Origin of the sequence: Lachnoclostridium phytofermentans ISDg (assembly GCF_000018685.1) — a bacterium.
Taxonomy (GTDB): Bacteria; Bacillota; Clostridia; order Lachnospirales; family Lachnospiraceae; genus Lachnoclostridium; species Lachnoclostridium phytofermentans.
The window spans coordinates 4234155-4250694 of record NC_010001.1; the positions used below are offsets into that span (position 1 = coordinate 4234155).

The following is a 16540-nucleotide window of genomic DNA, read 5'->3' on the forward strand; positions in this document are numbered from 1 at the left end:
CTACCCCTCCTTTATGCGTTTGTCTCTATAAAATGCTGATAGAATTTATCAATCTCAGTTTTATAAGTGTCAAATTTTGCGAGTTCCTCATTTCCTACGTCGTATTTCATTGAAATGACATGGTCAAAGATTGGATTCTCTCTTAACAATGACATCGGCATATTCATCTCAACCAATGACTTTGCCTTTTCATAGAGGTAAAGGATTACTTCCATCATCTTCATCTGTTTAGGCAAAGGTACATACGTATCGGAAGCATGATATGCATTTTGCTGTATAAATCCAAGTCGGATAACCCTAGCGATCTCTAAGGTTAATTTCTGATCATCCGGAAGTACATCACTACCAATTAACTTAACGATTTCATTTAACTTACTCTCTTCTGTTAAGATACGTAATATTTCATTTCGGTAATCCATGAAATTATTTCCAACATTTTTTGCATACCATGGCGCTAAATCATTCAAATACTCGCTATAGCTCGTTAACCACTGAATTGCTGGGAAATGTCTTGCATATGCAAGAGATTTATCAAGAGCAAAGAAGCAACGAACAAATCGTTTTGTATTCTGAGTTACTGGTTCTGAGAAGTCACCACCTTGAGGAGATACAGCACCAATAATAGATACACTACCTTCTGAACCATTTAAGTTTTGTACATAACCAGCTCTTTCATAGAAAGAAGATAATCTGGATGCCAAGTAAGCAGGGAAACCTTCTTCTGCTGGCATTTCTTCTAAACGACCTGACAATTCACGAAGAGCCTCTGCCCAACGAGAAGTTGAGTCAGCCATGATAGCTACGTGATAACCCATATCACGGTAATACTCTGCTAATGTTATTCCAGTGTAAATACTAGCTTCACGAGCTGCAACTGGCATGTTTGAAGTATTTGCAATGAGTACCGTACGGTCTAAGAGAAGATTTCCTGATTTAGGGTCCACCAACTTAGAGAAGTCCTCCAGTACCTCTGTCATCTCATTACCACGTTCACCGCAACCGATGTATACGATAATATCCGCATCGGACCATTTAGCGAGCTGATGCTGTGTCATTGTTTTACCAGTACCAAATCCTCCAGGAATTGCTGCTGTTCCACCTTTTGCTAATGGGAACAAAGAATCTAGAATTCTTTGACCCGTTACTAAAGGCATACTAGCTGGAAATCTCTTTCCGATTGGTCTTGAGATACGAATTGGCCACTCCTGCGTCATCGTAAGATTGATTTCTTTTCCATCTCTATCCTTAATTACAACGATAGTATCTTTTATGGTGTATTCGCCATCGGATACAACGGAGATTACCTTACCTTCCACATGAGGAGGTACCATTACTTTATGAGTAATCGCAGGAGTTTCTGGTACTTCAGCGATTACCTTACCTCCATACACAAGTTCTCCAGGAGCTACTGTAATATGTGTCTGAAACAATCTTTTTTCATCAAGGGAAGGAATATTAACACCTCTCGAAATAAATGCTCCAGATTGCTTTGCAACCTCGCTTAAAGGACGCTGAATACCATCAAAGATATTACTAATGATACCAGGGGCTAACGTTACGGAAATTGCACTTCCTGTTGAAGTAACCTCATCTCCCGGACGTAATCCCGTGGTCTCTTCGAAAACCTGAATCGTTGTCATCCCTTTTTGTAGACTGATAACTTCACCGACTAGGTTTTGTTTACCAACTAAAACCATTTCAGCAACACGAAATTGCTGTTTACCTTTTACATAAACAACAGGACCATTAATTCCTGTAATTTTTGCTGTTTCACTCATGGAAGCTGCCTCCCTTCAGAGCAAAGCTCTCTTTTGCCTCTTCCCATTTACTTAAGAAGGATTCATTAATTACCACGTTTTTATCTGGTATCACAGCTCTAGTTCCACCCCAGAAGTCTGTTGTGTTGATTTCAATCGTGATATTTAATTCTTCTCTTAGCATGGCAGCCTTATCTGCATCCGTACTATTTAGATATACTGTAACGGAATGATCTTTGGCAAAGTCCTTCGCTTCCTTGATTTGTTTTTTTAACAGTTCCACATATTCTTTTGTTTTCATAAACTCGAAAAGATTAATCTTGACCTTTGAAAATAGGCCTTCTGTTATTTCTGTGGCTCTGTCTTTATATAAATGACGAATCTCTAATGTTTTTAGAGCGAGGGCAGTATTCTTTTCACGCACCAAGCGTTCCATCTCTTCTTTAAGATAATTATCTGCCTTTCTTCTCACTTCTTTTTTATGCTGCTCCAATTCCTTTTCAAGGAGTAGCCTATATTCTTCTACCATAGCAGTATTCTGAGCAGTAGCATTGTCAACTGCCATGTTATAGAAGTGTTCTGCTTTTTCTTTGATGTTCATAACAGACTAACCTCCTTATAATTTCAATCCGATTGCCTGACTTACATAGTCCGTGATAAAATTAGGATTTCTACCTGTACCATGGCGGTCTGGGATTTCAACAATTAATGGTAAACGGCGATGTAACTTGACGTCATTGATAATATCAGGAAATTCTTTTTCAAGTTTCTCTGTTATTAAAATGATTCCAATTGACTTATCTGCAACCGCCGCTTTTAATTGTTCCTCCAGATGGTCTTTCGAGTGAATTATAACACCTTCTACCCCTGCCAAACGCATACCAGTATAGGTATCCACATTATCACTGATAAGAAACATTTTCATTTAAACTCCTATCCGCGTGCTTTAGTACGCATCAAAATCAGGATGAACCTTTCCACCTCTTTATTGGGCCTTGCTGTTACCAAGTCTAAGCATTTAAAATCATAAAGGAAATTAACATACCATAAAGAGCAACACCTTCTGCAAGAGCAACGAAGATTAATGCTTTACCCATAATCTTGGAATCTTCGCTTAATGCACCAAGAGCTGCACTAGCTGCGCTAGCTACGGCAATACCAGCACCAATGGTTGACATACCTGTGGATAATGCTGCTGCAACAAAACGTAAACCATCTGCTGCTACTGGAGCTGTACCTGTTGCAGCATCTGTTGCAGCTGCCAACGCAACTGTACTGGAAGCGTTATGAAACATAAGTAAAGAACCTACAACTACTGTTGCAAAAAATACAAAAATTTGAGAACCAAAAACCCATTTTGTAGTTTTCTGCTGTTTCTGTTTTTTAAACAACATATATCCAATTGGTAAAAAGAAATTTAATACTAAAACACCTGCTAAAATATAATTTGTATACATACACTAACACTCCTTTTTTTACGAGTTTATTGGCTTATTCGCCACCACGTCTTGCTTTGAACTCTTTACCTGTTCCTGAATAGAAGCGGCTGAACATTTCATAATATTCCAGTCGCAATACCTGAATACCTACAATCAATCCTTCTAGGCCAGCAACCAATAGATTACCAAGGATAATAACTAATATATTTGGGTGTGCTCCTTCCGCATGTGCAAGCATTAATACAACTGACATCATACCTGCATGACTAAGTGCAAATGCACCAACACGCACGAAGGATACGGTATTGGTTATATAGCTAAGTATAACTTCAAACATCTCAAAGAAGGTTTCAAGGAAAAACATTCCTTTACTACCAGGAATCAAATCATTCTTTTTTTCGATAAGTCTTGTAAGTGGCTCTTTTATAAAAATAAGCATTAAAGGAATTACAATTGTTATAAACAATAGAAAAATTCCTGGTAAAGTGTGGCCTGTAAATAGTAATACAACGATTGCTACTACAGAACCATAAAATACGAATCCTGCAATACCATTGGTATCAAAAAATATCTTTTCAATATTTTTTTCACGAATACCATTGATTATATTAAATATCATTGCTATGAAAATGAGGAAAACACCAAATCCAACTGCTGTTATTAATACTGTCATCGGATCTTTCATTGGATTCGTCCAAATAGGTTCCAGCCATTCTTCAAACCCAAATACACTACCATATAAGAAACCAAATATAGTGGAAAATATTCCGGCGCAGGATAATATTGCTGCAAGATTTAACTTTTTAACTTTGTATAATATAAAGCCACCAACTACAAGACACAAGCCTTGACCAACATCACCAAACATCATACCGAACATGATAGAGTAAGTTAATGCTACAAATATGGTAGGATCAATTTCCTTGTATGATGGTAAGCCATACATCTTTATGAATGTTTCAAATGGCTTAAAAATTCTTGGATTTTTGAGCTTCGTGGGGGGTTTTGAGGTAGTACTACTGGCATGGTCATCCACGAAACAAGTCACCTCATGATCCCCTCCAATCTCCCTAAGGAATAATTCTGTATCCTTCTCAGACATCCATCCACAAAGAATATAATAAACCTCTTCTTTCTGCCTAGTACAAGCAGCAAGTTTTCTAATTTGTTGGTTATCACTGTATTCTTTTAACTTCTCATAGGCGGCAACAAAATCTGCTGCATGCTTTTTAAGTACGTCCTTCATTGTGAGTAATAATTCATCCTGTTGTTTTAACAAAGCACGGCGTTCCTGTTTTAAGCCCTGGTTAATGTCATTTAAGGTATCAGAATATCCTTCCGGGAAATCCATATCTTCAAAATGCAGGGAAGATAAAATAGCGTCTACCTTTGTTGCGTGAATCCTTGGTACGAAATAAGCACCATAAACATAATTTTTATCAGATTTACATTCTATGAAAATTGTATTCATATCTTCATAGATATATTTTGTTAACTTCTCGTAGTAATCAATAGCGATACGGCCGAATTGGCAGCGTATAAATTGAAAACTATTCACTTTAGAAAGCTCAAGATCAAAGGTAAGATAAGGTTTGATTTCGTCTTGTCTTTCGGCAATAGTCTCTAACTTCTCTTTGATTTCTTTCTTTTGCACGTCTAGATCATCTAGCATCAGGTGCATTTTTCCTAATAAATCTTCTGCCTCATCATAGGTGATTTCGCGTCCCGAAGACTTTATTTCAGGACGAAGTTGTTTCATGGTTTCTTCAGCTTTTAATAAACTTTCTCGATACGTATTTGTATCCACGTAAGGAGTAAGATTGTGTATATCGCTCAGTTCTGATAGAGCGTTCTCAACGTGTAACTCATATTTACTTAAATACTGAGTAATAACACGGTTGATGTCCTCCTTCGGACCTGTAATACGTAAAAACTTCATTTTCTCAATCACCGTAATTCACCTCCATGTGGTTAAGTTCCGTGTGAAAATATCTTCTATTTTCACACTACATAACTAAATTTTTATAATTAGTTGTAAAATATGATCAGATTCCAATCCATAACGGATACACTCGAGTACGGTGGTTAAATTATCAATCTCTAATTCTTTCAGGTAAAGATAATTTAAGATTGGCGCAATACTAACTGGATACTTAATCTTGCTAAATTGATATGCAAATAAAATAGCTTCAAAGTAAGCCCTCTCCATATCATCCTGAGTCAGATTTTCCTTATCAATTCGATAATTTGAGGCTTGTAACACATTCGTAAATTCCGTAACTGAACTAGCATTAATCATATTCATTAATTCTTGCTGGTTTAATTTATAGGAAATTGGAATGATGACCGCTAGTATATCTGCTGGTTCTATCGCGTAGTATTTTTTACTACGGTATATCATCATGATATTAGCAACGTCGATTCTTGTACCGATTGCCCTTGTGAGGGTTTCTTGTTCTTTCCCTTTTAATACTTTATTCTTACGCTTCCATAATGCCTTATAATAGTAAGCATCTAACTGCATCTCTAAATCAAATAAGGATTTATGATTGGAATTTAACATTCGCATAAATAATGGGAAATATTCTGTACCCCGAAGAATGTTTGTAAACTCCTCCAAATTTCTTGCATTCTCTAATTCTACCAGCCGTAGAGAGGAATGTTCTTTAAAAATCTCTCGATATACTCCTAGATTTAATTTAATTTCAGGACTAAACAGCTTTTGCAAGCAACTTTTTAGCATTAATACTTCATAATGGAAAAATACTAGCTTTAAAATTTCTCTTTGCTTTTTATCGGCAAACCGATATAATTTTGCAAAACTGTCATACAACGAGTTTTTTAATACCATCTCTATTTGCCCTCTATGCACAGCATCTTCATTGAGTGCCGCAAAGAATGGCTGATATGCATCATGAGATTTAAAATATAGTACAAATTCATTGACTGAAGTCATCTCGGAAAGTTTTCTATAATCATCGTCTTTGATGAGTTTGCTCTCCATCGCCTTTGATTTTGTAGTGATACCACTGTACGATAGTAATTTACCTGACACGCGATCACTCTCCTATCATTTGCTTCATAATCTGCTTCACCAAATCATCTTGTTTGTTACTATATTCCTGATTAAGTTTTTCGAGATTTTGTTCGTACTCCTGCATCATGTTTGCTCTGGCCGCTTCTACTTCACTTTCATTTTTCTTACGCAGATGTTCAACCTTTTCCTCAACTTCTTTATTAAGTTGCTTATCATACTGCTCAAGGTCTACTCTACTCTTTTGATAGATTCGTTGCTTTTCGTCTTCGGCTAGTTTTAGAATGTTCGATGCTTTTTCTTCAACTTCTACCATTAAACTAAGTATCTGCTCCATGCCACACCTCCTAAATCTCAATTCATTTCAACTTTCAAACATTTCCGCAACATCCACCACAATTGGACAAAATTATATTTTCTAACGTGTTATCCATTTTATGGAAACTTAACCAATTGCTAGGGATATACTGGAAAGTAAGAAAACCGTATTCATATTACTCTTTTCTACTACAAAATCAATCCTTTTTTCTTTCCTTAACGAAAACTTAACAGCTTACTTGGCCATCTTTTATGTTATTTTAGGTATTAATAACTAGAATATCATCCTCCAATCACATCGTTTTTCCTTAGGGAATTAACGACATCTATCTACATTTTTATTAGAATAATCAAGGTATCATTCGGTAATTTTGTTTTGAAATCTTCTTAATTTCCTATGAATGTTTTATACAATGATTTTTCTCCTAGAGACTTGTCCCCTCACTCTCCCGAATTTAGGTACATAAAGAAAATCACAACATAACTTGGATTAAAATGATATCGCTTTTGGAAAATATTTCTCAATCTCTTAAGGGAGCACCGATAGATAAATTAAGTTGACTTTACAATTTTCCCACAAATGCTCCTTAATTATTGATAAACTGCAGATTTATTTTTTTGTACTGCAAGCCAATCAGATAACATAAAAATGAATAAAACTGATTTATTCTCAATATTTTGATTCCCTACTATGATACCCATTATTATACGCTTAAGTATTCATTTCCACCAAAATATAGTTGCAACTACTTATGCTATAACAACTGCCTTAATAAGGTAATAAAACAGCATCTATCTATCGAAACAGTATCAATCATAATCATATGTATTAATTTGATACTTTATTTAGCTATCTGATATAACTTTTATTTATATTATATCTGAAATAATAAAATTATCTACTCTTTTTAAGAAGAGGTTAAATAAATCCTATGTTTTCGTTATATTTGGTATTTCTGCTATTGAAAAATACCAAAACTTTCACATATTTTGGTATTTATTATCTTTTTTCTCATATTCCTTTAGGTTATAGCAAATATCTTCCCAAGTGAGATCGTATGGAATCTTAACAGGTTTTTGTATGCATAGAGTGGCGTCCCCTATTTCAAAGACAAGCATCCCGGCTAAAGCTCTGCGACATAACCCCGAAGCATATTCAAAACTATTACAGTTATGAAATGTGGAAAAATGGCGTGAGCGCAAACAAATAAATAGTATTTGTTACAGAAAAAGGTACCTTGAAATGGCTTTTACAAACCAAATCAAGATACCTTTTTCTGCTACCATGTTTCACACTACCTTCTTATTTAAAGCGGATATTCGCAATCCGCTTACGATACTTACTAATAATTTCATTGCCTCTACGTGAAACAGGCAAGTCCCTTCCTGATGAGTCTAAATTACAGTAATGTAATTCCGTTATTACCTAATTTCTCTATATCTTCTTCTTTCCATATTGAGGACTGAACTTCTCCAATGTGAGCCTTACGTAAGAAGAACATACATATTCTACTTTGTCCAATACCACCACCTACGGTATATGGAAGTTCACGATTTAAAACAGCCTTCTGGAATGGGAGTTTGGCACGATCCTTACAGTCAGCAATTTCTAATTGGTTTGCTAATGATGTTTCATCCACACGAATACCCATCGATGACAATTCAAGTGCTATATCAAGAACAGGATAATATACAATAATATCACCATTTAGTGACCAATCATCATAGTCAGGTGCTCTTCCATCGTGTTTTTCACCGCTTGCAAGAGCGCCACCAATCTGCATAATAAATACCGCACCTTTTAACTTAGCGATCTTGTATTCTCTATCTTTCGGTGTATCATTTGGATACATATTCTCTAATTCTTGCGTTGTAACAAAGGCTATTTCTTTCGGCAGAATTTTTCCTATGTAGTCATATTTATCAGAGATATAATGTTCTGTATCTTTTAATGCTTGATAAACACTACGGACAACCGATTTTAAAGTCTCTACATTTCTTTCGTCATGGAGAAGTATCTTCTCCCAATCCCATTGATCAACAAAAATAGAATGAATATTATCTGTATCCTCGTCACGACGAATTGCATTCATATCTGTATAAAGGCCTTCTCCATAAGCAAAGCCGTACTTCTTTAATGCCATCCTCTTCCACTTCGCTAAAGAGTGAACGATCTCCACTTCCGCATCATCTTGCTCTTTAACTCCAAAACTTACCGGTCTTTCAACTCCGCTAAGATTATCATTCAATCCAGTTTCCGGACGAACAAATAAAGGTGCAGAGACACGTGTTAGATTTAACTGTTTTGCAAGCTGTCTTTCAAAATGATCCTTAACATGCTTGATTGCCCCCTGCGTATCCTTAATATCTAGAGCGGAGTGGTAGTCTTTGGGTAGTATTAATAATTCTAACATTTCTCTACCTCCTATAAAATCTCGCTTTCTATATCATATCCTCACATGAATAGTTAGTCAATAAATATATTTTACAGTTATCAATATTATGTATAATTATAAGTTCTTTATTGCAGTAAATATTAATTAATTGAATTATTACAATTTATTTTTCTGTTGAAAAACCCCGATTTATTCTCAGCAAGCTAAGCCAATTAATAAAGGCACCTACCAAAAATGGACACCCTACTTGTCTTTGGCTATTCACTTTCACACTACTAAGACGTTCTAGGGATTTTCACCCATGAGATTGCGCCAATGCTGGGCACACTCGATAAAAAAGATGCACCACCAAACGATGATGCATCTTCACCTAAAATATAATAGTAAAGATTATAATTTAAACTCAGTAACTAAAGAATTTAACTTGGATGCTAACTCAGATAGATAATCGCTAGCATTCGATATTTCCTCGATGGAAGCGGTTTGTTCTTCGGTCGAAGCAGAGACCTCTTCGCTTGCAGCAGCATTTTCTTCAGCAACCGCTGATAGACTCTCGAATTCTTCAATAATAGCCTTTCTCATAACATCCATATCATCACCTGACCTATCTAACTGCTTAATAGCATCCATAGAATTAGTCATAGTCTTTGCAATAATTTCATACTTCTGATTATTACTAACCACACTATTTGCCTGCTCGTTTGAGATGACTGAGACACGTTTTATCGTGGTAACAGCATTCTCCGTATTATGCTGTAATTCACTCACGATCTCATTAATTAACTTCGTTGATTTTGAGGATTGTTCTGCAAGTTTTCTTATTTCCTCTGCAACAACCGCGAATCCCTTACCAGCCTCTCCGACTCTTGCAGCTTCAATCGCCGCATTTAAAGAAAGTAAATTAGTTTGAGCAGCAATCGATTCTATCACACCACTTGCTTCGCCAATTTTATTTGAACTCTCATTCATCTCCATAATTACTTCGTAAATATCATGTACTGCTACTGTACTTTCATCTGTTATTTTACTAAGTAAAGCAATATCTTCTAGCCCTTCTGTTACGACATTTGATACCTGCCTTGAAGAATCCTTCACCTTATCAATATCGCCTTTTACTAGTTCTATTGTTCTTCCTAAGGATTGGGCTTTGCTTGTACCAACCTCCGTACTTTTTGCTTGTTCGGAAGCTCCATCCGCAATTTCTTCTATCGTTTTCGCAATTTCACAAGCTGCAGAAGATGCTTGCTGGGTGGTGGCAGTAAGCTCTTCCGATGAGGAACTTAATTGCTCTGAAGAACTATGTATCTCCATTAGTATTGTTCGAAGTGAATGAATAATATTTTGAAGCGATCTTGCAAGTTCACCAATTTCATCTTTTTTCTTTAAGTATTTCTGATCCAAATTAGATCTCAAATCAAGACTCGCTATCTTTTTTGAGTGTTCAATTGTGTTGATAATTGGTTTTGTTAAAGAACTTCCAATACTATAGGTTAATATAATCCCTATTAGAAGCACTATTGTAACCACTATAATTATCGATCTTTGCAGTACTGATACCGAACTTAAGATTTCTGCTCTACTAGCTACAATAACAAAGGTCCAGTCAGTTCCAGGAACATTAGCAAAGCCAATAAATTGATCTCCTCCATTAAATTGATAATTACTGGTTCCTTTGTCCTGAGATAATATCTTCTCAAAAGATTTAGCTAAAGATTTATAATTATCATCAGTTTTCGCTTCTTCAATTGGTGAGAACTGGTTCATGACATAGTCTTGATTTTTATGACCTATTACAGTACCTTTACTATCCACGATATAGGAATACCCTTCCTCTCCATAGCCAATATCCGCAGCAAGTAAACTCAAAGAATTTCCGTCCATACGTCCGACCAGTGCGCCTAATACCTCCCCATTATTCTCTATCGAAACTGCTTGTATTAGGGTAATTTCACCTGTAGCAACACTTATTCCGAAAGAAATCGCATGTCCATTTGAATTCAATGCATTTCTCACTGGATGAGTATCCTCGATTTTAATACTGTTTCCTTGCGAATAAACAATTGTCCCATCCTGTGATAATATTCCAAGCTCTATAAAACCTGTCTCGTCAACCATTCGTTTTAAAAGTCGCTGCTGTTGAAGCAAATCCATACTTTCCATTTCTTCCATTACTGAAATTGTATCTAGAATTTTTCTCTGTGATTCCAATCGACTACTTTCCAATTTAGCAGCATCTAAAGCTAAAGCTTCTAACGTAGTTTTCGCTTCCTCAATTATAATATTACTCGCTATATTTATGGTAATAATTCCAGAAGTGATTAGGGCTAACAAAATTAAAACAGTAAATTGTATAATAAGTCTTGTTTTAATGCTTTGGCTTTTCAAATTAATTTCCCTCCAATGTAAGTTTCAATTTTTTATTCTCGGTACCTTTAGCAAATCATCCTTTGTAACTAGTTCGCTATTCCTCCTCACCCTTTTTTATTTTACTCAGAATTATCGAATGAAATTTCTAAACCAAATAATGAATCTCATAAATCACATTGAGTAATAAAATGATGTTTTCTTGATTTCATGCGCATAGAAAAGGGAACAACTTCTTGTGTGTTATTGATAATATACCTTAACGCACAATAGTAAGTTCCCAGTTACTAAAAACCTACGATGTCACTGACCATTCATGAAAAAAACTGAACATGAAATTTTTAAAAAATAATGTGATAATAGCACACGAGTACCAATACAACATAATACATAAAATGTTACATTAAAATTTCCTCTTATTTATTAAAATGCAGCAATTTTCTATAACTAATTTTCTAAATAATATAAAAAATGTTGAAAAACAATGTAACATTTTATATAATCATATATTAAAACTTTACATCATGGAGGAAATGAAAATGACGGTTGAACCAATCAGAGATAAGAATAAAATTAAACTAATGCAGCAATTCTTATCTGGGAAAGATTTACGCTATGCCACAATATTTAATTTTGGATTAAATACAGGTTTAAGAATCAGTGATATCTTACCCCTTAAAGTTAGCGATATATTAACGAAAAATGGTGAATTTCGTGATTATCTTGTGATTAATGAGAAAAAAACAAAAAAAGAGAAGAAGATTAAGCTGAACAATGCACTACGAAAATCATTAAATAAATATATTAAAGAATATGAATTAGGACACCAAGATTACCTGTTTCCAAGCAAAAAAGGCGCCTATATTGGGAGAATTCAAGCATATCGAGTATTAAAGGAAGCTGCTGAATTATTTCATATAGAAAATTTCGGAACACACAGCCTACGAAAAACATGGGGCTATTGGACATACAAGATGTCAAAATATAATATTGGCTTAATAATGGATACCTTTAACCATAGTTCTCAAAGTATTACCTTGCGATACATTGGGGTAAACCAGGATCAAAAAGATGAGCTTTATTCGCTTGTCCAATTTTAATTAATTTTAATTAATTTTCTATAAAATATTGATATTCTAAGGATATAATGGTATATTATTGTAAAATGTTATATATTTTTAATCATTTCCTTATGTAACATTTTATGTAATTTGTTACATTCATAAGTAACATTTATGCAAATTCCCTATTTTATTACATAATCAACAGTTATATACTTAGTATATTATCCAATAAATAATATCTTTTTAGTCCGAATTGTATCTTTCACAATTAAGTATGTATATTTACTCTTGTACCTTTTGTTAAGGTACTTTTTTTATTTGAATAAAATTAATATTCATCAATAATGATTTTTAAACTATTTACACTATACGATTTTACCCAAGCTAATATAAAGAAATTCTTACATTCTTAAATAAGAAATCTAAGTAAATAGAGGTACCCCAAAATTTTTATAATGTGATACCTCATTTCTTTATTTGATGAATTTTAAGTTCATAACTATTTGCTTATTATCTCAATCGGTTTTCATATTTTAGGATTGCTTTCTTTCTGGAAACGAGATACAACATAATTCCTATGTTCGCTACAATCAATTCAGCTGCTGGGAACACGAGCCAAACACCCAACATTCCACCAAGTGCAGATAGCAAAAATGCAAGTGGAATGATAATTAAAAATCCGCGCAAAATTGATATGATATGTGCTGGGCGTGCATAATCGGTCGATGTAAAATAAACAGAAATAATGATATTAAAACCAGCAAAAACACATGCTGTGAAGTAAATTTTCAAACCTTTTACAGCAATGCTTTGCAAAATCTCATTCTTCTCGCTATTAAAAATACTTGCAATCTGCGGTGCTCTTAGAGCTATAGTTAGATAAACAATTCCTGAAACAACTAACATAGAAATCATAGCATATCGTAAAATTGCCTGTACATTTTCACGCTTGCCAGAGCCATAGTTACTACTTATTAACGGCTGTATTCCTTGAGCGATTCCTGTATATATCGAAACTACTACCAGTGAAAGATTAGCAATAATGCCATAGGCAGCAATTCCTACATTTCCTTGCAATCTCAGTATAATTATATTAAAAACGATCATAACAATACCGGAAGATACCTCTGTAATAAGCGATGGAATTCCACTTGAAACAATGCCGCTAATAAGCGTCATAGAGAGGTTACACTTCGTTAAGTGAAAACAATTCTTCTTTCGAAAAAAGAATGGAGAGAGAATTAGTATACTAATTACCGGTGCAAGGCCAGTAGCAAGAACAGCACCAAAAATGCCCATCTCGAGTGGAAACATAAAGACATAATCAAGTACAATATTTGAGAAGCTCCCGCCTAACATTGCTATCATGGAGAGTTGCGGAGAGCCATCATTTCGCACAAAGCATAAAAGAACATTATTCAATAGAAACATCGGAGCGAACAATAATATTACTTGTAAATAGGTTTTACTCATATGTAAAACTTCTCCCTCCCCACCCAATAGCATTACAATGCGTTCGGAGTAAAAAAGACCAAGTATAAAGAAAATAACAGCAAAACCCAGCGCAAGAAAAACAGTATTAGTAAATATGTGATTTGCGCTATCTGTTTCATTTTGGCTACTTTTGATAGAATACCCCGTAGCACCTCCCATGCCAAGCATTAAACCACTTCCATGAATGAAACTATAAATAGGAATTGCAAGATTGAGTGCGGCCAGTCCATTCGCCCCAAGCCCTTTGGAAACAAAGAAAGTGTCCGCTAAAATATAACAGGACAGCCCTAGCATACCTAGGACGTTTAACGATGAGTATTTTACAAAGTTCTTAAGACAATCCGTATTTTCCATAAATATTACCTCCATACAAAAATAAAAAGCGCCAGAGTTTCATATCTTCTATGGCCTAATGATATGAAATCTGACGCTTAACTTCTTTACTCGGCAGTAAAGAATAAGTCAATAACTTATTCAATTTAGCGATTAGTGTAACACATGATATTCGGATTGTCAACGCTGTATGATTTTGTTCTTCATAATATAATTAGATGCACAATAGTAATGGAAACCTATGCACCCATCTTCAAGGGCTTATCTTATGTCCAAGGATAACAAAAAGCCTTGAAAACTATGTTTTCAAGACTTTTATTAACAGGGGCAGTAGGATTTGAACCCACGACCTGCGGTTTTGGAGACCGTTATTCTACCAGCTGAACTATACCCCTATATTTAATTTTTATGTGTCACTCACTGTGCTATATCATGATACTATGAATTGTCATAATTGTCAAGAGAAATATGAAAATTATCTTTCCTTATTTCAGATATCTCAAACACCGATAAATAGCATATTTACGCAGTTTTTTCACTGTAATGACTTATTTTTGTATAATTTACCATAATAATTCGTCTTAATATCTCACTTTTGTATAAAAAGATTATCTTATAATATAGACAGCTTTACAAAAGGAGGTGTCTCGAAATGTATGTAATCTACATTTCAAAACACCTCTCAACTTCTTTAAAAACAATGAATGATCTTAAAACCTCTATTTTTTAGCTGTTCTAAGCTCATCTATAAATCTCTATAATCTATAAAGCTTAATGATTTTATATCTATACTAATTTTCTTCCCATTAAAACACCCATAACTGATGCCATCATAAGGCCTCTTGTCCATCCAGAAGAGTCTCCTAGACAATGAAGTCCCTTAATGTTCGTATCAAATTCTGGTGTCATCTTAATGCGGTTGCTGTAAAATTTTAATTCTGGAGAATATAATAATGTTTCTGAACTTGCGAATCCAGGAACTACATTATCAACTGCTTGAATAAAGTTTATAATATTTGTCATTGCTCGGTAAGGCATTGCTGCTGTAATATCTCCAGCGACAGCGTCTGGAAGTGTTGGTTTTACATTGGATTGACTCAATTCCTTTGGCCAAGTTCTCTTACCAGAAAGAATATCTCCATAACGCTGTACTAAGATATGTCCACAACTTAGCATATTCGTTAATTCACCAACCTTTTGTGCATAAGCTATTGGTTGATTAAATGGAACGCTAAAGTTATGAGAAACTAAAATAGCAAGGTTTGTGTTATCAGACTTCATTTCCTTGTAGGAATGACCATTTACTACGGCTAAGTCATTATCATAATTTTCTTGACTAACAAATCCTCCAGGATTTTGACAGAAGGTACGTACTTTATTCTTAAATGGAGCTGGATATCCAATTAATTTGGATTCGTATAATACCTTATTCACATCCTCCATAATCTCGTTACGAACTTCTACACGTACACCGATATCTACTGTTCCTGGTTGGTGAGCAATATCATGTTCTTCACATATTTTCTCAAGCCAGTCAGCTCCTTTACGACCTGTTGCAACAACAATCTTATCTCCCATTAACTCAATACAATCATCATGTTTTAAAACATTTTCAATGATTGCACCGGTACAGGTGTTGTCTTCTATAATAATATCTTTACATATATAATTAAAATAAATCTCCACACCATTTTCTAACAGATACTCTTCAATGCTCTGATAAATCATTTGTGCTTTCTCTGTTCCAAGGTGCCTGATTGGACAATCGACCAATTTTAAACCAGCTTGAATCGCTCTTTTACGGATATCTTTTGTTTTTTCTGGCTCACTAATTCCCTCAATCTTGTTATCAGCGCCAAACTCTAGATAAATTCCATCGGTATAGTGAATCGTTTCCTGAGCAAGATCTTCACCAATTAGAGTTGGTAAATCTCCACCCACTTCATAGCTTAAAGACAATTTTCCATCTGAAAAAGCTCCAGCACCGGAAAATCCTGTTGTGATATGGCAAAAAGGTTTACAATTCATACATTGCTTGGTTTTTGTTTTTGGACAGCTTCTTTTTTCTACAGAACGTCCTTTTTCAACGATTGCAATCTTTTTATTACTACCCTTTTTGATCATCTCAAGCGCGGTAAAAATACCTGCTGGGCCTGCTCCAATAATCACGACATCATAGTGTTTCATCTGCATCATCCTTTCGGTAATTCCTTCATCAGTTTACTGATTCGAAACTTTATTCTGAAACTATAAAGCGGTGAAAAAAGCAATTGCTTCCATATCCCCTTATTTTCTTCCTGATATGTTTACAATAGTTTCTTAACCGTATTTATTATAGTCA

Annotated in this window: 12 protein-coding genes and 1 tRNA gene; 1 reads left to right on the forward strand and 12 read right to left on the reverse strand. The window is 34.8% G+C overall.

Going from position 1 to position 16540, the window contains the following annotated elements:
* Positions 1 to 11: 11 nt before the first annotated feature.
* From CPHY_RS17860 to CPHY_RS17900, 9 genes are all read right to left on the reverse strand, one after another.
* Complete coding sequence (locus tag CPHY_RS17860; protein WP_012201443.1) at positions 12 to 1778, reverse strand: V-type ATP synthase subunit A; 1767 nt, start codon at positions 1776 to 1778, stop codon at positions 12 to 14.
* Complete coding sequence (locus CPHY_RS17865; RefSeq protein ID WP_012201444.1) at positions 1771 to 2358, reverse strand: V-type ATP synthase subunit E; 588 nt, start codon at positions 2356 to 2358, stop codon at positions 1771 to 1773. The genes CPHY_RS17860 and CPHY_RS17865 overlap by 8 nt, the downstream gene beginning before the upstream one ends.
* Before the next feature lie 15 nt (positions 2359 to 2373).
* A complete protein-coding gene (locus CPHY_RS17870) occupies positions 2374 to 2682 on the reverse strand; it encodes a V-type ATP synthase subunit F (protein WP_012201445.1) in 309 nt (102 codons plus the stop codon).
* Positions 2683 to 2767: 85 nt separating this feature from the next.
* Positions 2768 to 3214, reverse strand: coding sequence for an ATP synthase subunit C (locus tag CPHY_RS17875; protein ID WP_012201446.1), 447 nt, complete (start codon positions 3212 to 3214; stop codon positions 2768 to 2770).
* A 34-nt stretch (positions 3215 to 3248) separates the two neighbouring features.
* Positions 3249 to 5147, reverse strand: coding sequence for a V-type ATP synthase subunit I (locus CPHY_RS17880; RefSeq protein ID WP_012201447.1), 1899 nt, complete (start codon positions 5145 to 5147; stop codon positions 3249 to 3251).
* A gap of 63 nt (positions 5148 to 5210) precedes the next feature.
* Entirely contained in the window at positions 5211 to 6251 is a 1041-nt protein-coding gene (locus CPHY_RS17885) for a V-type ATPase subunit (protein WP_012201448.1), read from the reverse strand.
* 4 nt (positions 6252 to 6255) lie between these two features.
* The gene (locus CPHY_RS17890; protein WP_012201449.1) at positions 6256 to 6567 is read right to left on the reverse strand and encodes a hypothetical protein; all 312 of its coding nucleotides are present in this window, start codon (positions 6565 to 6567) and stop codon (positions 6256 to 6258) included.
* Between the two features lie 1381 nt (positions 6568 to 7948).
* Complete coding sequence (gene asnA, locus CPHY_RS17895) at positions 7949 to 8962, reverse strand: aspartate--ammonia ligase (RefSeq protein WP_012201450.1); 1014 nt, start codon at positions 8960 to 8962, stop codon at positions 7949 to 7951.
* A 372-nt stretch (positions 8963 to 9334) separates the two neighbouring features.
* Positions 9335 to 11329, reverse strand: a complete 1995-nt coding sequence (locus tag CPHY_RS17900; protein ID WP_012201451.1) for a methyl-accepting chemotaxis protein — start codon at positions 11327 to 11329, stop codon at positions 9335 to 9337.
* A gap of 518 nt (positions 11330 to 11847) precedes the next feature.
* Here CPHY_RS17900 and CPHY_RS17905 point away from each other — a divergent pair.
* On the forward strand, positions 11848 to 12408 hold the full coding sequence (locus CPHY_RS17905) for a tyrosine-type recombinase/integrase (protein WP_012201452.1): 561 nt from the start codon (positions 11848 to 11850) through the stop codon (positions 12406 to 12408).
* 474 nt (positions 12409 to 12882) lie between these two features.
* On the opposite strand, the gene CPHY_RS17910 is transcribed toward CPHY_RS17905, so the two are convergent.
* The 3 genes from CPHY_RS17910 to CPHY_RS17920 all read right to left on the reverse strand — a co-directional run bounded on the left by CPHY_RS17910 (position 12883) and on the right by CPHY_RS17920 (position 16386).
* The gene (locus CPHY_RS17910; protein WP_012201453.1) at positions 12883 to 14220 is read right to left on the reverse strand and encodes an MATE family efflux transporter; all 1338 of its coding nucleotides are present in this window, start codon (positions 14218 to 14220) and stop codon (positions 12883 to 12885) included.
* A 301-nt stretch (positions 14221 to 14521) separates the two neighbouring features.
* Positions 14522 to 14594, reverse strand: a tRNA-Trp gene (locus CPHY_RS17915).
* 391 nt (positions 14595 to 14985) lie between these two features.
* Positions 14986 to 16386: an NAD(P)/FAD-dependent oxidoreductase gene (locus CPHY_RS17920; protein WP_041703769.1), complete on the reverse strand. Its 1401-nt coding sequence runs from the start codon at positions 16384 to 16386 to the stop codon at positions 14986 to 14988.
* Positions 16387 to 16540 lie beyond the last annotated feature (154 nt).

Excerpts from the sequence above, each read along its gene's own strand:
- asnA (WP_012201450.1), bottom strand. The coding sequence starts at position 8,962 with ATGTTAGAATTATTAATACTACCCAAAGACTACCACTCCGCTCTAGAT.
- CPHY_RS17875 (WP_012201446.1), bottom strand. The coding sequence starts at position 3,214 with ATGTATACAAATTATATTTTAGCAGGTGTTTTAGTATTAAATTTCTTT.
- CPHY_RS17860 (WP_012201443.1), bottom strand. The coding sequence starts at position 1,778 with ATGAGTGAAACAGCAAAAATTACAGGAATTAATGGTCCTGTTGTTTAT.
- CPHY_RS17920 (WP_041703769.1), bottom strand. The coding sequence starts at position 16,386 with ATGAAACACTATGATGTCGTGATTATTGGAGCAGGCCCAGCAGGTATT.
- CPHY_RS17870 (WP_012201445.1), bottom strand. The coding sequence starts at position 2,682 with ATGAAAATGTTTCTTATCAGTGATAATGTGGATACCTATACTGGTATG.
- CPHY_RS17910 (WP_012201453.1), bottom strand. The coding sequence starts at position 14,220 with ATGGAAAATACGGATTGTCTTAAGAACTTTGTAAAATACTCATCGTTA.
- CPHY_RS17905 (WP_012201452.1), top strand. The coding sequence starts at position 11,848 with ATGACGGTTGAACCAATCAGAGATAAGAATAAAATTAAACTAATGCAG.
- CPHY_RS17865 (WP_012201444.1), bottom strand. The coding sequence starts at position 2,358 with ATGAACATCAAAGAAAAAGCAGAACACTTCTATAACATGGCAGTTGAC.
- CPHY_RS17890 (WP_012201449.1), bottom strand. The coding sequence starts at position 6,567 with ATGGAGCAGATACTTAGTTTAATGGTAGAAGTTGAAGAAAAAGCATCG.